The 22,499-nt window shown below is 65.2% G+C and carries 18 protein-coding genes; 5 read left to right on the forward strand and 13 right to left on the reverse strand.

Features of this window, described 5'->3' with window-relative positions; genetic code table 11:
• Window positions 1–44: 44 nt before the first annotated feature.
• Window positions 45–2,327 carry a KAP family P-loop NTPase fold protein gene (locus tag BDOA9_RS10050; protein WP_025033809.1) on the reverse strand — a complete coding sequence of 761 codons (2,283 nt, stop codon included), beginning with the start codon at window positions 2,325–2,327 and terminating at the stop codon, window positions 45–47.
• 245 nt (window positions 2,328–2,572) lie between these two features.
• Here BDOA9_RS10050 and purD point away from each other — a divergent pair, with 245 nt between their 5' ends.
• Entirely contained in the window at window positions 2,573–3,856 is a 1,284-nt protein-coding gene (purD, locus tag BDOA9_RS10055) for a phosphoribosylamine--glycine ligase (RefSeq protein WP_025033810.1), read from the forward strand.
• Window positions 3,857–4,057: 201 nt separating this feature from the next.
• On the forward strand, window positions 4,058–4,963 hold the full coding sequence (locus BDOA9_RS10060; RefSeq protein ID WP_025033811.1) for an alpha/beta fold hydrolase: 906 nt from the start codon (window positions 4,058–4,060) through the stop codon (window positions 4,961–4,963).
• A gap of 102 nt (window positions 4,964–5,065) precedes the next feature.
• On the opposite strand, the gene BDOA9_RS10065 is transcribed toward BDOA9_RS10060, so the two are convergent.
• On the reverse strand, window positions 5,066–5,524 hold the full coding sequence (locus tag BDOA9_RS10065) for a nucleoside deaminase (protein WP_042335921.1): 459 nt from the start codon (window positions 5,522–5,524) through the stop codon (window positions 5,066–5,068).
• A gap of 118 nt (window positions 5,525–5,642) precedes the next feature.
• On the opposite strand from BDOA9_RS10065, the gene BDOA9_RS10070 reads away from it, so the two are divergent.
• Window positions 5,643–7,634 (forward strand): pseudouridine synthase, encoded by a 1,992-nt coding sequence (locus BDOA9_RS10070; protein WP_025033813.1) that lies wholly within the window; start codon window positions 5,643–5,645, stop codon window positions 7,632–7,634.
• Window positions 7,635–7,636: 2 nt separating this feature from the next.
• Window positions 7,637–8,203 (forward strand): 16S rRNA (guanine(966)-N(2))-methyltransferase RsmD, encoded by a 567-nt coding sequence (gene rsmD, locus BDOA9_RS10075; protein WP_025033814.1) that lies wholly within the window; start codon window positions 7,637–7,639, stop codon window positions 8,201–8,203.
• Here the strand turns inward: rsmD and BDOA9_RS10080 are convergent.
• From BDOA9_RS10080 to BDOA9_RS10120, 9 genes are all read right to left on the reverse strand, one after another.
• Entirely contained in the window at window positions 8,189–8,410 is a 222-nt protein-coding gene (locus tag BDOA9_RS10080) for a hypothetical protein (protein ID WP_244521464.1), read from the reverse strand. The genes rsmD and BDOA9_RS10080 overlap by 15 nt on opposite strands.
• Before the next feature lie 33 nt (window positions 8,411–8,443).
• The gene (gene mutL / locus BDOA9_RS10085) at window positions 8,444–10,258 is read right to left on the reverse strand and encodes a DNA mismatch repair endonuclease MutL (RefSeq protein WP_025033816.1); all 1,815 of its coding nucleotides are present in this window, start codon (window positions 10,256–10,258) and stop codon (window positions 8,444–8,446) included.
• Between the two features lie 104 nt (window positions 10,259–10,362).
• Window positions 10,363–10,779, reverse strand: a complete 417-nt coding sequence (gene arfB, locus BDOA9_RS10090) for an alternative ribosome rescue aminoacyl-tRNA hydrolase ArfB (protein WP_025033817.1) — start codon at window positions 10,777–10,779, stop codon at window positions 10,363–10,365.
• Window positions 10,780–10,879: 100 nt separating this feature from the next.
• Entirely contained in the window at window positions 10,880–12,244 is a 1,365-nt protein-coding gene (locus BDOA9_RS10095) for a M16 family metallopeptidase (RefSeq protein ID WP_025033818.1), read from the reverse strand.
• Window positions 12,241–13,635 carry a M16 family metallopeptidase gene (locus BDOA9_RS10100; protein ID WP_192859551.1) on the reverse strand — a complete coding sequence of 465 codons (1,395 nt, stop codon included), beginning with the start codon at window positions 13,633–13,635 and terminating at the stop codon, window positions 12,241–12,243. Before BDOA9_RS10100 ends, BDOA9_RS10095 begins: the two co-directional genes overlap by 4 nt.
• A 167-nt stretch (window positions 13,636–13,802) precedes the next feature.
• Complete coding sequence (locus BDOA9_RS10105; protein ID WP_025033820.1) at window positions 13,803–14,528, reverse strand: hypothetical protein; 726 nt, start codon at window positions 14,526–14,528, stop codon at window positions 13,803–13,805.
• A 97-nt stretch (window positions 14,529–14,625) separates the two neighbouring features.
• Window positions 14,626–15,120, reverse strand: a complete 495-nt coding sequence (lspA, locus tag BDOA9_RS10110; protein ID WP_025033821.1) for a signal peptidase II — start codon at window positions 15,118–15,120, stop codon at window positions 14,626–14,628.
• Window positions 15,121–15,130: 10 nt separating this feature from the next.
• Entirely contained in the window at window positions 15,131–18,139 is a 3,009-nt protein-coding gene (gene ileS, locus BDOA9_RS10115; protein ID WP_025033822.1) for an isoleucine--tRNA ligase, read from the reverse strand.
• A gap of 203 nt (window positions 18,140–18,342) precedes the next feature.
• Window positions 18,343–19,314, reverse strand: a complete 972-nt coding sequence (locus BDOA9_RS10120) for a bifunctional riboflavin kinase/FAD synthetase (RefSeq protein ID WP_025033823.1) — start codon at window positions 19,312–19,314, stop codon at window positions 18,343–18,345.
• A gap of 230 nt (window positions 19,315–19,544) precedes the next feature.
• Between BDOA9_RS10120 and BDOA9_RS10125 the strand changes: the two genes are divergently transcribed.
• Entirely contained in the window at window positions 19,545–19,940 is a 396-nt protein-coding gene (locus BDOA9_RS10125) for a response regulator (RefSeq protein WP_008567674.1), read from the forward strand.
• A 176-nt stretch (window positions 19,941–20,116) separates the two neighbouring features.
• Here the strand turns inward: BDOA9_RS10125 and BDOA9_RS10130 are convergent, their stop codons facing one another.
• Together BDOA9_RS10130 and BDOA9_RS10135 are read right to left on the reverse strand one after the other, a co-directional pair.
• The gene (locus BDOA9_RS10130; RefSeq protein WP_025033824.1) at window positions 20,117–20,971 is read right to left on the reverse strand and encodes a TIGR01459 family HAD-type hydrolase; all 855 of its coding nucleotides are present in this window, start codon (window positions 20,969–20,971) and stop codon (window positions 20,117–20,119) included.
• 15 nt (window positions 20,972–20,986) lie between these two features.
• On the reverse strand, window positions 20,987–22,477 hold the full coding sequence (locus BDOA9_RS10135; protein ID WP_025033825.1) for an EAL domain-containing protein: 1,491 nt from the start codon (window positions 22,475–22,477) through the stop codon (window positions 20,987–20,989).
• Window positions 22,478–22,499: the final 22 nt, after the last annotated feature.

The raw sequence follows: 22,499 nt of genomic DNA on the forward strand, positions 1-22,499 counted from the left end.
TGGGTTTCGCAAGAGCTCAACCCATCCTACGGGCTCTTACAAGCTTACTCGGGACTTGCATCGTCGATTGCTATTTCGGCAACGCGGTTACTGACACCGTCGCTTCTTTCCCAAGCTTTCAGCAGCGCTGAGGCCCTTTTACGAGTCGCGCGAGGACGACCTGACATTGCCAACATTTCCAAACGCGAGAATATCTCTGCCTTATCGAGGAAAAGGCCGACGACGTCGTCGCGCAGCGGATGGGTTACGCCCGTGTCTGAGCTGTTTTGCCAGCCGCGCATTGCCTGGAGAGCACTTAAAAAGCCAGCATCGTCACGAGTTGCTGCAGCGATGTACTGCCTCGCAATAGACGCGTTGCCGAGTTGAACCCAGCAATAGAGTACGTCCAAAGGGCTTGGTAGCGCAAATATCCTCTTCACACCAAACGTTTCGTATCGGCGGGTGACGAGTACCACAGCTTCATCAAGCGCCTCGCGGCTGAGCCATTGGTTCTCGGGGTAGGATCTGTTACCCTTCGGCAGACCGTGCGCGAAGCCTAGGTCGCGGACCAAATGAGAGAGCCAATTGATGGCTTTTCCTCTGGTTACGAGATCGGACAAGTCCGACGGCTTATTCTTCTCCACCAAATGAACTGCTTTGCGCCAAAGTTCACTCCTCCCAAATTCCTGGATGCCCACGGCCTCGACAGCCAATTCGTCCATCGTCAACGCAAATGCCCAAGCCATTCCATCGGCTTCGGACGTGGAAAGTGAGCCCTCGGGCTGATCCAAAAGTCGATCCAGCAGTAGGTCAACGAAGTGCCCTCTTCGTTCATGCTCCCGCTTCAGCAACTCCAAAAGGAACGCCTTGGCTTTTCCTACGTTGGTCGCGCATGCTCTGCGAAATGAGACAAGATCACCATCCTTCAGTGCATATGATGGTGCTTCAAAGGCAAAATATTGCCGCCAGTGGCTCGGACTTCCCAGTCTGTGTTTGGCTTCAAAAGCTCCCAGCTCGTCACGCGTAAAGTCAAAGACCCTTCTCTTGCTCTCATCATCAAACGCGAACGAACCCACGCCGGGGAGAAATCTATTGATACCAGAGATATATGTGCGGCTTGCCCAGCCATGCTTCTTCATTTGCTCTAATAGAGATTGAGCCATTTCGCCAGGCTGGGTATCTCCGGCACGGCCCCCGTCGCGGTACGCCCCGACATTCTGAAGATACTCACGTGTCCAGGTGTACAGTTCGTACGATTTGAGTTTGAGCAATTGCAGCCACAGAAAATCGCAGAAGTCCGACTCCAGTGGCAGCAGAGGCCAGTTTAAGGCAACGGCATCAAATAATCGGGCGACGTCTCGCGGTGTTGTTAGAAAGGTACCACCCCAAACATCAAAGAATAGATGCAGCCGGTACTCCGCATCGCGATCTCCCTGAATCCTTTCAAACTCGTTTGGAAAAGCTTTCTGGAGCTTCCTCTTGAGGGCCCTTCGGAGAGCGAAAGGCTCCTGCGGCGGGATGTGAATGACTTCCTGAAGTATCTTTTCGGTATAGCGACGACCATCCTCAATCTGCAATCTATGGCGGACCTGTTCGGACAACACTTTGGAGTCGTAGCAAATCAGGTACGTGATGCAGGGAAAGTCGGCCACCTTCTGCACCATGCGTAAGACCTCTACAGCCTCTTCTGGAGGCAGACGATCTACGTCGTCAATGACGACGGTAAACCTGATTTCCGAATGCATTCGCCGCAGTTCTCGCAACCCTTCAACGATTTCTGCCTTCAGTTTTTCGAGCGGAACCGCATTTCCGAAGAACGGTATAAACCTATCAAATCCCTTAAGCCCTATTGCCGCTAGTGCGGTGGTGCCGCTCGGATCAAGCGATGCGGCGCCGCTAACGGGTCCTGATAACGCTCCGATATATTTCCCGTACTTCCGAATAGAGTTAGACAATTTTCTCCGGGCGCGGCGCAGTTGCCATGATGTGAAAGACGACCCGAATTCGGATGATTCTTCGATCTTATCGATCTCGGTCGCCAGCAAGCTAAAGAACGCCGCAATAAGCATGCTCTTGTCGCCGACGAGCCACGGCTCGAAGCGAAGCACATGTTGCCCTGAGATTTTCTCCAACTGCTCGGCTATGAAATTGACGAACGTGGATTTTCCGCTCCCCCACGATCCTTCAATACCGAGCGCGTAACCGTCGCCACGAACCATAGTCGCGAGCGTTTTGGACAATCGGCCAATGGTTTCTTTGAGCCCAAACTCATCATCATCTATCGAGAAAAGGGCCTTGTCGCCGGTTAAGGGCGGGCGCAATGCTTGCACGTCGCTTTGGGCATCCATCAAGAATCTCGGAAGTTAGGCCTACAACTTAAACGATCACCCGAGGCTACGGCTTTGCCTACCGTGAGTCACGCGCAATGACCTGCCAGACGACGGCATTGCTGCGGCGCGCTCGTAGTTTCACTGACCGGGCCAAGTCTGCGTTGGTCTCTGGAATGCCGGGGAGTGTGGGCCACACCCCCCTTGAGCCCCACCCCGATTCGTGCGACCTCCGCCCCAGCAACACCCCTCATCCTGAGCCTTCGATGCACATTCTCCTGCTCGGTTCCGGCGGCCGCGAACATGCTCTGGCGTGGAAGATCGCAGGCAGTCCCCTGGTGACCAAATTCTGGTGCGCGCCCGGCAATGCCGGCATCGCCAGGGAGGCGGAATGCGTAGGCCTCGATGTCGCCGACCATGCTGCCGTGATCGACTTCTGCAAGAAGAACGCGGTCGAACTCGTGGTGGTCGGGCCGGAGACGCCGCTGGCGGCCGGCATCGTCGATGATCTCTCAGCCGCCGGCATCAAGGCGTTCGGGCCGAGCAAGGCGGCGGCGCAGCTCGAAAGCTCCAAGGGCTTTACCAAGGCGCTGTGCACCGAGTTCGGCATTCCGACCGGCGCCTACCAGCGCTTCACCAATCCCGATAACGCGCGCGCCTATGTGCAGAGCCGGGGCGCGCCGATCGTGGTCAAGGCCGACGGCCTTGCCGCCGGCAAGGGCGTCGTCGTTGCGAAAACCGTGCGCGAGGCCGAGGACGCCATCGCCATGATGTTCGAGGGCGCCTTCGGCGAGGCCGGCGCGGAGGTCGTGATCGAGGAGTTTCTGCCGGGCCGCGAGATCAGCTTCTTTGCGCTGTGCGACGGCGAGACGGCGATTCCGCTGGCCTCCGCCCAGGACCACAAGCGCGTGTTCGACCACGACGTCGGCCCGAACACCGGCGGCATGGGCGCCTATTCGCCGACGCCGCTGGTCACGCCCGCCATCCACGACGCGATCATGGCGAAAATCATCCTGCCGACGGTCGCGGGCATGAAGCAGCGCGGCACGCCGTTCCGCGGCGTGCTCTATGCCGGCATCATGCTGACGACGCAGGGGCCAAAGCTGTTCGAGTTCAACGTCCGCTTCGGCGATCCCGAATGTCAGGTGCTGATGCTGCGCATGATGAGCGACCTCGTGCCGGCGCTGCTCGCCGCCTGCGACGGCCAGCTGAAGAACTTTGATCTCCGCTGGCACAAGGACGCCGCGATTACCGTGGTGATGGCGGCCAAGGGCTATCCCGGCGATTATCAAAAAGGGACTCGCATCGGCGGGCTGGAGGAGGCCGCTGAGGTCGACAAGGTCGAGATCTTCCACGCCGGCACGGTCGAGAAGGACGGCGCCATCCTCGCCAATGGCGGCCGCGTGCTCAATGTCTGCGCGCTGGGGGCGACCGTGACGGAGGCGCAGGCCCGCGCCTACCAGGCCGTCGACCGCATCCGCTGGCCCGAGGGTTTTTGCCGCCGCGACATCGGCTGGCAGGCGGTGGAGGCGGAAAAGGCGCAAAATTAGCCTGGTCCTTCCGGCCGTCGCGCCGACTCCCTGAATCGGCAATCGCGAGATTCGCGTCACCGCGCCGCCACATCTGCCCTTCAGAATGTGTAATCGGCGGTTGGGGTTAGTCGCCCCGATGATAATACCGGTACTGTGCATGGGGTTGTTTTCGACACTTTTATGCCGAGGCCCCCGGCTGACCAACAAGGATGCAACAAGATGTCCGACGACCTCGCCGACCTCTATCCGGGCTTCGCTTCCGAATGGATCGATACCGCCTTCGGCCGCATCTTCGCCCGCGTCGGCGGCAAGGGCCCGCCGCTGCTGCTCCTGCACGGCTTCTCCGAGACCCACGTGATGTGGCACCAGGTGGCCCCTGAGCTTGCCGAGCACTTCACGCTGATCATCGCCGACCTGCCGGGTTACGGCTGGTCCGACATGCCCGCCAGCGATGCGCTGCACATCCCCTACAGCAAGCGCGCCATGGCGAAGGCCATGGTCGAGGTCATGGAGCGCCTCGGCCACGTGCACTTCGCGCTCGCCGGCCACGACCGCGGCGGCCGCGTCTCCTATCGGCTCGCGCTCGACCATCCCGGCCGGCTGTCGAAGCTCGCGGTGCTCGATATCCTGCCGACCTATGATTACTGGGAGCGGATGAACCGCGCCTATGCCTTGAAGATCTGGCACTGGACCTTCCTGGCGCAGCCCTATCCGCTGCCGGAGACGCTGATCGCAGGCCAAGGCGAGTTCTTCCTGCGCTTCAAGATGGCGAGCCAGACCAGAGCGAAGACGCTGGACGCGATCGACCCGCGCGCGCTGGAGCACTACCTCGCCCCGTTCCGCGATCCCGCCCGCATCCACGCGATGTGCGAGGATTACCGGGCCGGCGCCACTTTCGACTACGACCTCGACAAGGCCGATTTCGAGGCCGGCAAGAAGATCACCATCCCGATGCTTATCCTGTGGGGCAATGCCGGCATCGCCCAGGCCGCCGCGACGCCGCTCGACACCTGGAAGCAATGGGCCACCAACGCCTCCGGCATGCCGGTGGATTCGGGGCACTTCCTCACCGAGGAGAATCCGGAAGTCACCGCGAGGGCGCTGCGCGAGTTCTTCTCGGCTTGACCCACCCCGTCATTGCGAGCGCAGCGAAGCAATCCAGACTGTCTCCGCGGAAAGACTCTGGATTGCTTCGTCGCTTCGCTCCTCGCAATGACGGGGAGGCACCTACCGCCGCTCGCGAAAGAACGCCTTGAGCAGCCGCGCCGCCTCGCTCTCGCCGACGCCGGAATAGACGTCCGGCGCGTGGTGACAGGTCGGCGAGGCAAAGAACCGCACGCCCGAGTCCACCGCGCCGCCCTTGGGATCGGCCGCGCCGTAATAGAGCCGCCTCACCCTTGCAAACGAGATCGCGCCCGCACACATGGTGCAGGGCTCCAGCGTCACGTAGAGGTCGCAATCGACCAGCCGCTCGCTGCCGATCTTCGCGGCGGCCGCGCGCAGCGCGATGATCTCGGCATGGGCGGTCGGATCACGGTCGGTCAGCGTCCGGTTGGCGCCGGTGGCGATCACCTCGGAAGCGCGGACCACCACGCAGCCGATCGGAACTTCGCCCGCTTTTCCGGCATTTTCGGCCGCCAGAAGCGCCAAATCCATGAAAGAGGGGGCTTTCAAGCCTCGTATCATCCGAAGAAACCTGCTAGTAGCTGCGCCTTCAGCAGAAGTGCTCAACCGAATTTGCCTGAGCCTGCGGCTCGGAACGAGCGCGCACAATGCTCGCGCCATCCCTTAAGTGAGATTAGTCATGCCTCGCGACAGCGACAAAGACAACGATTCCCGCGGCCGGCGAGGCCCGGCCAAAGGCCGTAGCGGCAAGCCGCGCGGCCCCGAGAAGAAGTTCGCCAAGCGCGGCTTCGAGGGCAAGGGTGAGGGTCAGCGCGAGCGCGACAGAAGCCCGCCCCGTGGCGACCGCGACAGCCGTCCATTCCGCCGCCGCGAGGAGGGCGATGCGCCGCGCCGCGATTTCAGTGACCGTCCCCGCTTCAAGCGCGACGACCGCGGCAGCGAGGGGCGCGGCGAACGCAGCTTCAAGCCGCGCGGCGATCGTCCGTTTTCCGACCGCTCCTCGCGCGATGGCGAGAAGCGGCCGTTCAAGCCGCGCGGTGATCGCCCGTCCTATGGCCGTGACGACCGTCCGCCGCGCAGGGATCGCGACGATGCCCGCTCGGCCGGCCGCTCCAGCGACAGGAAGTTCGGCGACAAGCGGCCTTACGCGCCGCGCGGCGACCGCCCGGAGCGCAAGTTCGATGGCGAGCGGAAGTTTTCGCGCGGTGGCGACCGTGCTGACCGTCCGCGCGATCGTGGCGAGCGCGGCGATTCAAGGCCGTGGCAGAAGCGCGACGACCGTCCGCGTGGCGATCGGCCGCCGCGCAAGGATTTTGGCGGCCGCGATCGCGGCGAGGACAAGCCGTGGCAGAAGCGCGATGACCGCCGCGACGGCGGCCGTGGCGATGACCGTCCGCGTTTCTCCCGGCGCCGGGACGAGGGCGACGATCGTCCGCGTTTTTCGCGCCCGCGCGAGGAGCGTTCGGGTGACGACCGTCCGCGCTTCAACCGCTCGCGCGAGGGGCGGCCGGAAGGCCGCAGGGACTGGCAGGAGCATCCGCGCAGCGAGGGCCGTTTCGCCGATCGTCCGCGCCGCGACAACGAGGACGACGGCAGGATTTTCGAGAAGCGTCCCGCCTTCGGCGGCCGCGGCGCCTATCGCGAGCGCGATCGTGATGTCGAGGGGCGGCCGCGCCGCGACGAGGCGCCGAAGCCGAAGAAGGCCGGCGAGCGAATCGCCAAGGTGCTGGCCCGGGCCGGGCTCGCCTCGCGCCGCGACGCCGAGGAGATGGTCACGCAGGGCCGCGTGAGCGTCAATGGCCGCGTCATCAATTCGCCGGCGCTCGATGTCACGGGGAACGACGTCGTGATGGTCGACGGCAAGCCGTTGCCGGAGCGCGAGCGCACGCGGCTGTTCCTCTACCACAAGCCGCGCGGGCTGATGACGACGCATGACGACCCCGAGGGCCGTCCGACCGTGTTCGACAATCTGCCCGAAGGCCTGCCGCGCCTGATCAGCATCGGCCGGCTCGACTTCAACACCGAGGGCCTGCTGCTTCTCACCAACGATGGCGGCCTCGCACGCACGCTCGAGCTGCCCGACACCGGCTGGCTGCGCCGCTACCGCGTCCGCGCCCATGGCGATGTCACCCAGGCGCAGCTCGACGAGCTCAAGAACGGCATCGAGATCGAGGGCGTCAAGTACGGTCCGATCGAGGCGACGCTGGAGCGCGACCAGGGCGCCAATGTCTGGCTGGTGTTCGCGATCCGCGAGGGCAAGAACCGCGAGGTGCGCAATGTCTGCGCCCATCTCGGCCTCGAGGTGAACCGGCTGATCCGCGTCTCCTACGGCCCGTTCCAGCTCGGCGAGATTGCGGAAGGCCAGGTCGAGGAGATCCGCGCGCGCGTGCTGCGCGAGCAGCTCGGCGACAAGGTGATCGAGAAGTCGGGCGCGCAGTTCGACGCGCCCTCGAAATCATCTTCGCGCGCCGACGACGCACCGGCCGAGAAGAAGCCCGCCAGCAAGCGCGCGGTGATCAACGACCGCAAGGGCCGCCGCGTGCTGGTGCAGCGCACCGGCAGCGAGGAGGCACGCGAGCGCAACGAGATGGAGGCGAGCGGCTACGGCCCGCCGCGCCGTCCCAAGCGCGGCTATCACGGCAAGCGCGATTTGACGCCGCGGGAGGACTAGCTTTGCGCGTCGTCGGCGGTCGTCTGAAGGGGCGCAATCTCGCCTCACCGTCCTCGCGCGACATCCGCCCGACGGCGGACCGGCTGCGCGAGTCCGTGTTCAACATTCTCGTGCACGCCTATGACGATCCGATTCCCGATGCGCGCGTGCTCGATCTCTTCGCCGGCACCGGCGCGCTCGGCATCGAGGCGGCCTCGCGCGGCGCCAAGTTCACGCTGTTCGTCGACAATGGCGCGGAGGCGCGGGCGCTGCTCCGCAACAATGTCGAGGCGCTCGGCCTCGGCGGCGTCACCAAGGTGTACCGCCGCGATGCCACCGATCTCGGCCCTGCGCATCCCGTCGAGCCGTTCTCGCTGGTATTCCTCGATCCGCCCTATGGCAAGGGCTTTGCCGAGAAGGCGCTGGCGTCCTTGCGCGACGGCGGCTGGCTCACGCCCGGCGCGCTGCTGGTTGTCGAGGAGGCGAAGGCCGCGCAGTTCGTGACGCCGGAAGGTTTTGAGGAGCTGGAGCGGCGCGGGTATGACGACACGGAGTTCGTGTTCTTGCGTGCTCGCTTACCTCAATCTTAGCCACTCGCCTATATGCGATTTCTTGTCCAGCTTTCCCTCTTTGACCAAGCTGTCGCCCGCCCATCGCATGTCGTATTGCCAAGTGTAGAAAAAGTCGCCAGACTTTTCTAAATCGCTCTGGTGATGATCCCAGATAAACTTGGCGATCTTGGCGATTCTTTCTTTGTTGCCGGGGGAGCCGATTGCTTGAAGAATGAGTGGTTTCAAGTCTTCTCTAGTCATCATTAAATACCCTTCGTTCTATCGCCTTCCGAACAGCTTCTCCACGTCGCTCAGCTTCAGCTCGACATAGGTCGGCCGGCCGTGATTGCACTGGCCGGAGTTGGGCGTCTCCTCCATCTCGCGCAGCAGGGCGTTCATCTCCTCCGGCCTAAGCCTGCGGCCGGCGCGCACCGAGCCGTGGCAGGCCATGGTCGCCGCGACGTGCATCAGGCGGCGTTCGAGAGGGAGCGCCTCGTCCCATTCGGCCATGTGCTCTGAAAGATCGCGCAACAGGCCGCCGGCATTGGTCTTGCCGAGCAGCGAGGGCGTCTCGCGCACCGCGACCGCGCCGGGGCCGAAGGATTCGATGGCAAGGCCGAACGACGCCAGCTCCTCGCTGCGCTCCAGCAGGCGCTCCACCGTCGCCTCGTCCATCTCGACGATCTCCGGGATCAGCAGGATCTGCCGCTGCACGCCGTTGGCGGCGAGCGAGGCCTTGAGCCGCTCATAGACGATGCGTTCATGCGCGGCATGCTGGTCGACGATGATCAGGCCGTCGCGGGTCTGCGAGACGATGTAGGTCTCATGGATCTGGGTGCGCGCCGCGCCGAGCGGGCGATCGACGAGATCGCCGGCGGGTTGGATTTCGATCCGCACGTCCGCGCTGGGCGCGCCGACGTCGAAGGCAGCCTGCGCACGCTCGGCAAAGGCGGGCGCGGCCGAGCCTTCGAACGACGGCATCGGCGCGACCGGGGCAGATGGCGAGGCGCGCCAGTCCCAGCTTGCCGGGCGCGGTGGCGTGAAGGCCGGCCGGAACGAGGACAAGGCGCTCTCGCCGCTGTTGGCCGCGGTGCGGCGGCCCTCGCGTGCGAGAGCTTCCTTCAATCCGTGCACGATCAGCGCACGGACGAGGCCGGCGTTGCGGAAGCGCACCTCGGTCTTGGCCGGATGCACGTTGGCGTCGACCTCGCGCGGATCGAGCGTCACGAACAGTGCCAGCACCGGATGGCGGTCGCGCGGCAGATAATCGGAATAGGCCGCGCGCACGGCGCCGAGAATGAGCTTGTCGCGCACCGGCCGGCCATTGACGAAGAGATATTGGCCGAGCGCGTTGGCCTTCGTGAGCGCCGGTGCCGCGGCATAGCCGGCGACGACGACGCCCTCGCGCTCGGCATGGACCTCGATGGCATGGCTGCGGAATTCGGCGCCGAGAATGTCGCCAAGCCGCGTCAGGCGGCCGGCGGCACCGGGCAGGGCGGCGGCCCAGGTCACCGGTGCGCGCTCCTCGCCTGCGAGCGTGAAAGCGATGTCGGGCCGTGCCATCGCGAGTCGCCGCACCACCTCGCGGATCGCTTCCGCCTCGGTGCGGTCGGTCTTCAGGAACTTGAGCCGCGCCGGCGTCGCATAGAAGAGGTCGCCGACCTCGACCCGGGTGCCATGCGCCAGCGCCGCCGGCATGATCCCGGACTTCTCGCCGCCCTCGACTGATAGCGCCCAGGCGTGCGGTTCACTCGCATGCCGCGTGGTGATGGAGAGCCGCGCCACCGAGCCGATCGAGGGCAGCGCCTCGCCGCGGAAGCCGAGGGTGCGGATCTGCAGCAGATCCTCGTCGTCGAGCTTGGAGGTGGCGTGGCGCTCGACGGCGAGCGCGAGGTCTTTCGCGGTCATGCCGCTGCCGTCGTCGGTGATGCCGATCCGCCGCCGCCCGCCGCCGTCGGTGAAGACGTCGATGCGGCTCGCGCCGGCATCGATGGCGTTCTCGACCAGCTCCTTGACCACGCTCGCGGGGCGTTCGACCACCTCGCCGGCGGCGATGCGGTTGACGACCTGTTCTGGAAGCTGGCGGACGGGCATGGGGGACTCAGTGGACGTTCAGATCGCCAATCTAGTCCCGCTGGCGGTCAATTGCATGAGGCATGTGCGGGCTGCCCACATGCTGTCTCCGCTGGAACTGCCTGCTAATCGTCAAAGCTGCGGCCGCGGCCGGCCTTGACGTCGCTGCGGCGTTTCTTGCCCTCGAGCCGGCGCTGCTTGGAGGCGAAGGTCGGCCGCGTCGCACGGCGAGGCGTCGGCCGCACCATGGCCTCCTTGAGGATCTCGACGAGACGGTCGACGGCATCCTGACGGTTGCGCTCCTGGGTGCGAAAGCGCTGGGCGTGGATCACGATCACGCCGTCCTTGGTCATGCGCTGGCCGGCAATGCGGGCGAGGCGCAGCGATGCATCCTCGGGCAAGGTCAGCTTGCGCGTGTCGAAGCGCAGCTGCGCGGAGGTCGCGACCTTGTTGACGTTCTGCCCGCCCGGGCCGGAGGCGCGGACAAAGCCGATCTCGATGTCGTCCTCGTCGATGACGAGATCGCGGGATATCCGCAGCATGCTGGCACCAGGAAGAGATTCGGGTGCGCACAATAGCGGTTTTGGGTGGGATTCGTCATTCCGGGTTCGATGCTTCGCATCGCCCCGGAATGACAATTACTCAGTTCGACTTCGGTGCCGCGGCCGCCGGTTGCGCGGCGGCCTGGGGGGCACGGCCGACCACGACGGTCAGCAGCCCCTGGCCCCAGAGCCGCTTGGCGGCCGCCTTGGCATCGTCCAGCGTCACGGCGTCGACGATGGCGTTGCGCTTCTCGATATAGTCGATCGGCAGCTTGTCCTGCTGATATTGCAGCAGCGCCTGCGCCAGCTTGGAGGAGGTGTCGAGCGCCAGCATCTGCGAGCCCTTGAGGTAGGACTTGGCCTCATCGAGCTCCTTCTGCGTCGGGCCCTCCTGGGCGATGCGGCGCACCTCCTGTTCGATGGCCTCGATGGTGTCGCCGGCACGGTCGGCGCGGGTGCCGGTGTTGCCGATGAAAATCGCCGAGTGCTGCATCCAGAGCAGCGACTCGTACACGGAATAGGCCAGCCCGCGCTTCTCGCGCACCTCGCGATAGAGCCGGGACGACAGGCCGCCGCCGCCGAGGATGTGGTTGACGACATAGGCCGCCATGAAGTTGGGGTCGCTGCGCTTCACGCCGGGCCCGCCGAAGGTGATCACGGTCTGCGGCACGTCCAGTGTCACGAAGGCGCGTTGCGGCGGCTTTGCGGCCTCGACGTCGGGGACTGGCGTCAGATTGGCCTTGGCCGGCAGGCTGCCGAAGGTGTGGTCGAGCAGCTTTCCGAGCGTGGCCGGATCGACGTCGCCGACGACTGCAATCTTGAGCCCGTCCTTGGCAAGGACACGGCCGACATAATCCCTCATGTCGGCGACGGTGATGGTCGGCACGCTGTCGAGGTTGCCGTTGCTCTGCCGGCCGTAGGGGTGCTCGCCGAACGCGACCTCCAGGAATTTGCGGCTCGCCAGCGAGGTCGGATTGGTGGTTTCGCGGCGCAGTCCCGAGATGACCTGCGAGCGGATGCGTTCGACATCGGCCGGATTGAACTGCGGCGAGGTTAGCGCCATCCTGAGCAGGTCGAAGGCCTCGTCCTTGTTGTCGCGCAGCATGCGCAGGCTGCCGCGGAAGGTGTCGCGGGAGGCGCTGAAGGAGAGCTCGATGGCGCGGCGGTCGAGCCGTTCATGGAACGTCTTGGAATCGAGATCGCCGGAACCTTCGTCGAGGAGATCGCCGACCAGGTTGGCGACACCGGGCTTGTCCTTGGGGTCCTGCGCCGAGCCGCCGGCGAAGGAATATTCCATCGCGATCAGCGGCACGGTTGCGTCCTGCACGAACCAGGCTTCGATGCCGCCCGGCGAGATCAGGTGCTGGATCTTTGCCGCGGCCTGCGACGGCGAGGCCGCGGAGAACGCGAGGACCGCGCCGGCGGCAATGGAGAATGCAACGCGTCGAAGGAAGGAATAGGTCACGAGCGCTTCTCCTCGCGCTTGGCGGTTGCACTGTCCTTGATCAGATAGCCGGTCACCGAGCGCTTCTTCTCGAGCCATTTCTGCGCAACGGCGCGGACCTGCTCGGCGGTGACGGCGCGGATGCGATCGGGCCAGCTCCTGATGTCCTCGATCGACAGCCCCGTGGTCAGCGCGCCGCCGTACCAGCGCGCCAGCACGGCCTGGTTGTCCTGGGCGTAGATCGCTTCGGCAATGAGCTGGGTCTTGACCCGCTCCAGATCCTCGGCGCGGATCGGGTTCTGCGCGACGTTGGCAAGGACCCCGTCGACCGCCTGTTCCACTTCGGCGAAGCTGACGCCGGGTTTCGGTGCAGCCGAGATCGCGAACTGGGTCGGGTCGAGCGAGATGCTCGAATAGCTGGCGCTGGCGGAGACCGCGAGCGGCTTGTCGACGACGAGGGCGCGGTAGAGATAGGAATTGCTGCCGCTGCCGATCAGCTGCGCGAGCACGTCGAGCGCCGCGCTCTCGCCGGCCGCGGCCGTGGTCGCCGAGGGCACCAGATAATAGCGCCGCATGTTCGGCTGCTCGACGCGCGGGTCGGCCAGCGTCACGGTGCGCGGGGCGGCGGGCTCCGGCTCCTGCGGACGAACGCGCCGCGCCGGGATCGCGGGCTGTGCGGGAATCGAGCCGAAATTGCGCTCGACCAGCGGGCGGATTTCGGCGGCGTCGACGTCGCCGGCGATCACCAGGATCGCGTTGTTCGGCGCGTAAAAGCGACGATAGAAGGCGAGCGCATCCTCGCGATCGAGCTTCTCGATCTCCTGATGCCATCCGATCACCGGACGCCCGTAGGGATGGTTGAGATAGAGCGCGGCCATGATCTGCTCGTTCAACCGCGCATCCGGATTATTGGCGACGCGCATGTTGTACTCTTCGAGCACGACGTCGCGCTCGGGCAGCACGTTCTCGTCCTTGAGGACGAGGCCCGTCATGCGGTCGGCCTCGAACTCCATCATGGTCGGCAGCTGCTCTTTCGGCACGCGCTGATAGTAGTTGGTGTAGTCGACCGAGGTCGAAGCATTCTCGTTGCCGCCGACGCGCAGCACGGTCTGGGAGAATTCGCCGGCCGGATGCTTCGCGGTGCCCTTGAACATCAGGTGCTCGAGGAAATGCGCGAGCCCGGACTTGCCGGGCGTCTCGTCGGCCGAGCCCACCTTGTACCAGATCATCTCGGTGACCACGGGCGTGCGGCGATCCGGGATCACCACGACCTGCATGCCGTTGGAAAGCGTGAAGCTGGTGGGCGGGGCCGATGTGACCGTGGTCTGGGCAAGGGCGGCGTCGGCCGAGAGGACACTCGTCGAAAGCAGCGCGGCAAGGAGGCAGGCAGCCGATCGGTAAGAGAACATCATGATCCCTGGTTGTGAGGTGCCGAGCCCGGATCTCCGGCTCGGAGGGCACGGCATGCTACACCGTGCGGCTGAAGCTTCGCGTCACGAAGCAGAGAACGCTATCAACTCGGGAGCAGCCGGCAGCTGAAGCTGCGTGGCTGCGCAATATCGGGGCAAGAGCAGGAACGCTATTGCACCTTCTCCTTGCCGGATTGGACGTCGAAATAGGTTCGCTTCGAATTATCCGGGCCGGAGCCGTAGGCGTAGTTCGGCGACGGCGTCTGATATCCCGGCGGCGGCTCCACCAGCGATTGGCGTGGCGGTTCCGACGTGAACGGCTTCGATTCGGCGTCGTTCCCTTTGAACAGTTTCCACAGCCCGCCGGTATATCCGAGCTGGGCAGGGCTGAGGGTCGGATTGGCGGTGTTGGTGCCTGGCTGGACCGGGTCATTGCCGGTCTTTCCGGCGGCGGCCGTCTTGTGGGCGTTCATCTCGGCCGGCGACAGCGGCTGGGCATTTTTCCAGTACTCCGTTGCCTTGTTGCCGGACTTCTTGCGCTCGGCGACAGCATCCTTGCGGCGCTTCTCGTCGGGGTCCTTCGGCCAGTTTGGCGCAGCCGCGGCATCGGCTGCGGCAGGCGGCGGCAGGTCGAGCTTGGGCGGCACGACCAGCGGCGAACGCTCGCGGTATTCGATGCCGGGTTTTTCCATGCGCGTGGCGCCAAGGCCGGACATCAGGTTGTCGATGAGCTTCTCTTCGAAGGTCATGTCGTCGTCGTCATCGTCAGCAGCACGGGCGGCGCCGGTCGACATGACGAGGCCGATGCCGAGCGCGACGGTGGACCATTTCAGTGCCCGCCAGACCCCCGATTGGGGGTCTCGAACCATCGAACCGCTGGTCTTCGAGCTGCGCATGACCGTACCTGTTTCATATTGTAGCAGATTGCCGCTCGCGCGCGGCTCAAACCCTTGTAAAAGCCGGGTTCCGCCTGCCGGTCCGTATCGGCCGGGATCAGGGCGCTTTTGCGGCGGGTACCCCCAGGAAGGAATCATACAATAGCGCCGCCACCCCAGCAACGATGGCCACGTCCGCGAGGTTAAACACATACCAATTATAGGTATTTCCGGCGATCTCGACGTGGAACAGGGCGAAATCCACCACCGCGCCATAGGCCAGGCGGTCGATGCCATTGCCGATGGCACCGCCAATGATCAGGCCGAGCGCGACGGTCGCGAGCACGGTCTGCGAGCGCGCCATCCAGATCGCCAGCGCGACCACGGCGATCGCCTTGACCGCCATCAGGGCGAGCTGCGCGGCCTGGCTGTCGTTCTGGAGCCAGCCGAAGCTGATGCCGATGTTCCAGGCCAGCACCAGGTCGAAGAACGGTGTCACCCGCACCACGCCGCGACGGGCGAGGTCGAACACGTTTAGCAGCCAGAGCTTCGAGGCCTGGTCTGCCACGAGCGTGACCATGGCCGCGAGGATGCCGGCGCGGAGCGGGGTCATGGCCGGCCGGTCAGACGCTCACCCCCAGCGCCTTCCATTCGCGCAGCGCCTTGGCGTCGCGCGGGGTGACGTCGGGGTATTCAGGGTCCTCGCCGACAACAGGCGAAATCTTCCAGGAGCGGGCGCATTTGGTGCCGACCGCCTTCTCCACCACGACAGCGACGCCGGGCACGGCATCGAGGCGGAATGCCGAGGCCGGCGCCTCGCCCTCCCGCACCTCGTAGTTCGAGGTGATGCAGACTTCAGCCAGATCGATGTCGAACAAGGTCGCCAGCATGCCGCGATCGGCGACATAGATCACCGGCGATGCCTCGAGCGAGGAGCCGATGTTCTTGGCGGCACGTTCCAGCTCGAGCGCGCCGGTGACGACGCGGCGGACGTTGCGAATGGTCTCCCACTTCGCGGCGAGCTTGTCGTCGCGGAGATCTTCGAGGTCGGTCGGGAACAGCGTCAGGTGCACCGACGGCTCGGCGCCCGGCCGGTACATGCGCCACGCCTCCTCGGCCGTGAAGCTGAGGATCGGCGCCAGCCATTTCAGGATCGAGGCGCACAACAGGTCGATCGTCGTCAGCGCCGCCTTGCGCGTCAGCGAGGAGGGCGGATCGCAATACAGCGTATCCTTGCGGATGTCGAAGTAGAACGCCGAGAGCTCGCTGTTCAGGAACGCGGACAGGATCGCGACCACGGTCTTGTAGTCGAACTCCCGATAGGCCTTGCCGATCGCGGCGGCACGCACTGCGAGCTCGTGCAGCATCAAGCGTTCCAGCTCGGGCATCTCGGCAGGCGCGACCGCGTCGGCCGGCTTGTAATGATGCAGCGTGCCGAGCATCCAGCGCACGGTGTTGCGCAGCTTGCGATAGGTCTCGACGGTGTTCTTCAGGATCTCGGGGCCGATGCGCTGGTCGTCGGTGTAGTCGCTGGATGCGACCCAGAGCCTTAGGATGTCGGCGCCGGATTCCTTGATGACGGACTGCGGCTCGATGGTGTTGCCGAGCGACTTCGACATTTTGCGGCCGTCCTCGGCCTGGGTGAAGCCGTGGGTCAGCACGATGTCGTAAGGCGCGCGCCCGCGCGTGCCGCAGCTTTCCAGCAGCGAGGAGTGGAACCAGCCGCGGTGCTGGTCCGAGCCTTCCAGGTACATCACCGTGTCGGCGCCGCCGTCGACCTTGCGCTTGATGCCAGCGAGGCCCGGGAAATGCACGGGGTCTTCCAGCACGAAGGCGTGGGTCGAGCCTGAATCGAACCAGACGTCGAGGATGTCGTCGACCTTCTGCCAGTCCTCGCTCGCGCGCGAGCCGAGGAAGCGTTCGCGCGCGCCCGTCGCGTACCAGGCGTCGGCGCCTTCCTTCTCGAAGGCGTCGCCGATGCGCGCATTGACAGCCTCGTCCTGCAGGATCTCGGCCGAGCCGTCGCCCTTCTCGCGCACGAACACGGCGATCGGCACGCCCCAGGCGCGCTGGCGCGAGATCACCCAGTCGGGGCGCGCCTCGATCATGCCGTTGATGCGGTTCTCGCCGGACGGCGGCACCCATTGCGTCACCGAGATCGCATGCAGCGCGCGGGCACGCAGGGTGTCGCCGCTCGTGGCCTTGCCGCCCTGCGCTACATCCTTGTCCATGGCGATGAACCATTGCGGCGTGTTGCGGAAGATCACCGGCTTCTTGGAGCGCCAGGAGTGCGGATATTGATGCTTGAGCCGGCCGCGCGCGAGCAGCATGCCTCTGTCGACGAGCGCCTTGATGACGGCCTCGTTGGCGTCGCCCTTCTCGCCCTTGTCGGTGATGACGCGCTTGCCGGCAAAGCCCGGCGCATGATCGGTGTAGGCGCCGTTCTCGTCGACGGTATAGGGGATCGCGGTATTGATGCCGCGCGCATCGAGATCGCGCGCCTGTGCCATCCAGACATCGAAGTCCTCGCGGCCATGGCCGGGCGCCGTGTGCACGAAGCCGGTGCCGGTGTCGTCGGTGACGTGATCGCCGGGCAAAAGCGGCACGATGAAGTCGTAGCCGCCGCCAACGCCCCTCAGCGGATGGGCACACTCGATCGCGTCCATGGTGTCGCCGGGGACGTCGCGAACCTTCTCGTAAGCGGTCACGCGCGCCTGCTTGAAGACATCCTCCGCGAGCGCGTCGGCGAGGATGAGGAGGTCGCCGTTCTTGGCCCAATTGTCGGCGGGGGCGTCCGTCACCTTGTAGAGCCCATAGGCGATCTTCGGCGAGAACGAGATGGCGCGGTTGCCCGGCAGCGTCCAGGGCGTCGTGGTCCAGATCACGACGCTTGCCGAGGCGAGCGCACCGTGCGCGGGCGAGGTCACCGGGAACTTCACCCACACCGTATCGGACGTATGGTCCTCGTACTCGACCTCGGCCTCGGCCAGCGCGGTCTTCTCGACCACGCTCCACATCACCGGCTTGGAGCCGCGATAGAGCGTGCCGTTGGCGGCGAACTTCATCAGCTCGCGCGCGATCTGGGCTTCGGCCGGATAGCTCATCGTGGCGTAGGGATGGTCCCAATCGCCGATCACCCCTAAGCGCTTGAACTCCTCGCGCTGCACGCCGAGCCAGTGCGTGGCATAGGCGCGGCACTCCCGGCGGAAATCGATCATCGCGGCAGAGTCGCGGAAGTCGGGCTTCTGCTTGCCCTTCTTGCGATAATGCTCCTCCTCGACCTTCCACTCGATCGGCAGGCCGTGGCAGTCCCAGCCCGGCACGTAGTTGGAATCGAAGCCGAGCATCTGCTGGCTCTTGGTGACGAGATCCTTCAGGATCTTGTTCAGCGCCGTGCCGATATGGATGTTGCCGTTGGCGTAGGGCGGACCGTCATGCAGCACGAACTTGGCGCGGCCCTTCGCGCTCTGGCGCAGCTTCTCGTAGAGGCCGATTTCGTACCAGCGCTTGAGGATCTCCGGCTCGCGCTGCGGCAGGCCGGCGCGCATCGGGAATTCGGTCTGCGGCAGAAACAGGGTTTTCGAATAGTCTTTGGCTTCGGACTTTGGGGACTTTTGCGGCTTTTCGGACATGAGGCTGACTGGCTCGGAAATGGCGCGGGAACGGATGGCGATGCAAAATCGCGGGTGAAACGACGAAATCCCGGTCTTGCGCCGAGCCTTCAGGCTCAGGCGGAAGCCGGGCCGCTAATCCCTATGATGCGCCGCGCAAACATGGGCTCTCCATAGCAGGGGGCCAAGGGAAGCGCAAAGGGCCGGCGAGGCCGGGTTTCGGCTCAACCGATCACGCCCAGCTTCGGAAACGCGTCCGGCGCGGCGGCGAGCATGGCGCGGGCGCGGGCGGAATCGTCGTCCATCTGGCGGATCAGGTCCTCGATACCCTCGAATTTCAGCTCCTCGCGGATGAAGCCGATGAAGGCGCAGTCGAGCGCCTGGCCGTAGAGGTCGCCCCTGAAATCGAACAGGAAGATTTCGAGCAGCGGGGCGCCATTGTCGAAGGTCGGGCGGCGGCCGAAGCTGGCCACGCCGTCCAGACGCTCGGTCCCGCGGCCGACCCGCACCGCGTAGATGCCGTGCTTGAGGCCGCAATTGGCGTCGAGGCGAATGTTGGCGGTGGGATAGCCGAGGTCGCGGCCGCGCTTTTCACCATGGATGACCTCGCCGGTGATGAACCAGGGCGCGCCCAGCATGGTCGTGGCCTCGTCGAGCTGGCCCTCGGCGAGGGCGATCCGGATCGCGCTGGAGGAGACCGGCCGCTCGTCGATATCGACATGCGGCTGCACGTCGACCTCGATGCCGAGCCGGGGCGCCTCGTTGACCAGCAGGCTCGGCGAGCCGACCCGGCCCTTGCCGAAATGGAAGTCGTAGCCGACCGCGATGCCGCTGACGCCGAGACGACCGATCAGGTCATGGTGAATGAAATCTTGCGCGCTGGTTCCGGCGCGGGCCTTGTCGAAGGTCATGACCACGGCGCCGGCAAGCCCGGTGCCGGCCAGAAGCCGCAGCTTGGCCCGCTCGTCCGTCAGGCGGAATTGCGGGGTGTTGGGGCTGAAAAATCGCCGTGGGTGCGGCTCGAAGGTCAGTGCCAGCGCAGGGCGGCCATGCGTCCTGCCCATCTCCAGGGCAGCCGCGATGACGGCGCGATGGCCGAGGTGGACGCCGTCGAAATTGCCCATGGCGACCACGGCGCCCCTTGGAATGGCGGAATCCGGCGTTGTATCGCGGATGACGGTAAAAGGCGGAGCCATCAGGGGAATTCTCGAACCGGGCAGGACCGGCCCGGACCGTGGCGCGACCGGCCCTGCGAAGTCAAGCGGCGGGCCGGGCAGACATTGAACACGATTTCAATCCTTCGGGGCGGCCCGCGATTAACGCGCTGTTTAAGGCCTTGATGCTAGTCCTTGAGGCGTGGAACTGCCGGCCGCCGGCCTGGCAGGTCCGATCCTAGTATTCCTGGTTTGCGTTTGGGGGAGTCGAGATGGCGGTTGATTTGTCGATGCCGGTTCTGGTGGTGGATGACTACAGCACCATGATCCGTATCATCCGGAATCTGCTGAAGCAGCTTGGCTTCGAGAACATCGATGATGCCAGCGACGGTTCGGCAGCGCTGAACAAGATGCGCGGCAAGAAATACGGGCTCGTGATCTCCGACTGGAACATGGAGCCGATGACGGGCTACGACCTCCTGCGCGAAGTCCGCGCCGATCCGAACCTCGCCACCACGCCCTTCATCATGATCACGGCCGAATCCAAGACCGAGAACGTGATCGCGGCCAAGAAGGCGGGCGTGAACAATTACATCGTCAAGCCGTTCAACGCGGCGACGCTGAAGACCAAGATCGAGGCGGTCTTCCCGGACATGGCGAGCGCGTAAGCGCGGCCTGACGGCACAACAGTTCACCATATAGATCGTCATGCCCGGGCTTGTCCCGGGCATCCACGTTCTTGGTGCTGGAAGCAAGACGTGGATGGCCGGGACAAGCCCGGCCATGACGGCGTTGAGAGCTGGGCAATTCGTCTAAGCTTGCAGCGTCTGCGCGAGCCCCGAAATCACCACTTCAATTCGCGCATCAGCGCCTTCGGCGGGTGGCCGAACAATTCCATCACTGAATTCGGGTCGAGCTGGTCGAGGCCCTCGAACTCCTCGGCATGGATGCCGCGGGTGACGAACAGGCAGTCGATGCCGAATTCGCGCGCGCCGGTCAGGTCGGTGCGGACGGAATCGCCGATCGCCAGCACCTTCTTCCGGTCGATCGGATGGCCTTGTCGTTCTCCGGCCAGCCGCATGGCGCGCTCGTAGATCGGCCGGTGCGGCTTGCCGTAGAAGATCACCTCGCCGCCGAGCTCGCGGTAGAGCTCGGCGATGGCGCCGGCGCAATAGATCAGCCGGTCGCCGCGCTCCACCACGATGTCGGGATTGGCGCAGACTAGTGTCAGCTTGCGCTCGCGCGCCTTCAGCATCATGCCGCGATAGTCTTCCGCCGTCTCGGTCTCGTCGTCGTAGAGGCCGGTGCAGACGATGTAATCGGCTTGCTCCAGCGGCGCGGTCACCGCTTCGAGGCCGCGGTAGATCGAGTTGTCGCGCTCGGGGCCGAGCCAGAACATCTTGCGGCCGGGATGCTCGGCGACATAGAGCCGGGTCAGGTCGCCTGAAGAGACGATCGCGTCATAGGTCTCATCGGGAACGCCGAGCTTGCGCAATTGCCGCTGCACGGAGTCGGCCGGGCGCGGCGCGTTGGTGATCAGGATCACCGTACCGCCGCGGCTGCGATAGGTGTGCAGCGCCTCGCAGGCCTCGGGGAAGGACTCCAGCCCGTTATGGACCACGCCCCAGATATCGCTGAGCACGACCTCCACGCCGCCCACGAGCTCGCGCAGGCCCTCGGCATAATGCAGGGCGGTCATGACGTGCGCGGCCGATCAGATGCGGCGCGCCAGCGCCGCGCTGCCGGTGATGCGTTGGGGCGGAGGCGCCGAAGAGGTCGCGCCTGAGCTGGGTGTGGCGGAGCCATTGGATCCCTGAATGTCCTGCGCCTGGTTCGGCGAGGCCCCGCCGGTAGCAGATGCCCCTTCGGGCCGCAATGGCCGGGGCGGTGCGAACAGGAACCCCTGGCCGAACCGCACGTCATAATCGAGCAGATCGACCACCGCGCGCTCGCCTTCGATCCGTTCGGCGATCAGGTCGATGCCGAAGCGGCCGAGCAGGTCGGAGAGGTCGGAGGGGTGGATGTCGGAGGCGGAGGCCTGCTTGGGATCGAGCAGCAGAGCAGCCGGCACCTTGATGAAGCGGACCCCGCGATCGGCCAGCTCGCGCGGCTCGATGCGCAAATCCGTGACATGGTCGATCGAGAAACGGAAGCCGCGCTGGGCCAGCGCCGCAAGGTTCTCGGTCTCGGCGGCGCCGAGATTGCGGAAGGTCGACTGCTTGAACTCCAGCACCAGCGAGGGCGCCAGCGCCCGGTTGGCTTCGAGGAAGTCGAGGCATTGCGCGAAGGTGGTGGAGTTGCCGAGCGTGGAGGCCGCGACATTGCAGAACACGCCGACGTCCTTGTTGCGCACCATCAGGCGCCGCAGCACCTGCACGCAGCGCAGCATCACCATGTTGTCGATGCGCCCGATCAGGCCCGAGGCTTCCGCGATGCTGATGAACTCCTCGGCGGCGATCAGCTGGTCGCGCTCGTCGCGCAGGCGCGTCACCGCCTCGTAGAACCGCACCTTGCGCTGCGGCAGCGTCACCATCGGCTGCAGGAAGATATCGATGCGGTTCTCCTCGACCGCATTGCGCAGCGTCGCCAGCAATTGGGTCTGGTTGCGCCCATTGGCGGTCTGAACTGGGGTGGCGGTCTGAACCGGGGTGGCGGCCTGGACCTGGACTGGCGGCGGTGCCGGCCGTGGCGGGGGCTCCGGAAGCGAAGCGCGAGCGACCGGCTTCTCCTCGAAGGGGGCGGCCAGATCGATCGAGGCTTCCGGCTCGGGCCTTGTGATCGGGGCGGGCGCGGGCGCGTGGCCGGCGAGCAGATCCTCATGGGCCGCCACGGTGGTGGCGAGCTGCCTGACCAATCCGCCGAGTTCGTTGATCTCGCCGATGACCGACTGGATGCGGTCGGAATTGGTCGAATTGGAGGAGGCGATGCGGCCCTCGACCGCAGCCAGCCGGCGGCCGAACTCGGCCACTTGGCGGGCGAGGTCGGCGGTGCCGCGCGAGAGGTCGGCGATCTGGCCGCCGACGTCGCTGCGGTCGCGCAGCCGCATCGACACCGCGTTGTAGAGGATCAGGAAGGTCAGCGCGGTCAGCGCCACGATCGCCGATTCCGTTCCGCTGATGCCGGCGACCGAATAAAGCACGAGCCCGAGCGAGGCCGCGACCAGGACCATGCAGATGGCGATGAAGATCGTCGAAATGCGAATCATGCCGCGCGTTATGCCTTTTAGA

This window comes from Bradyrhizobium sp. DOA9, from assembly GCF_000617845.2.
Classification (GTDB): domain Bacteria; phylum Pseudomonadota; class Alphaproteobacteria; order Rhizobiales; family Xanthobacteraceae; genus Bradyrhizobium.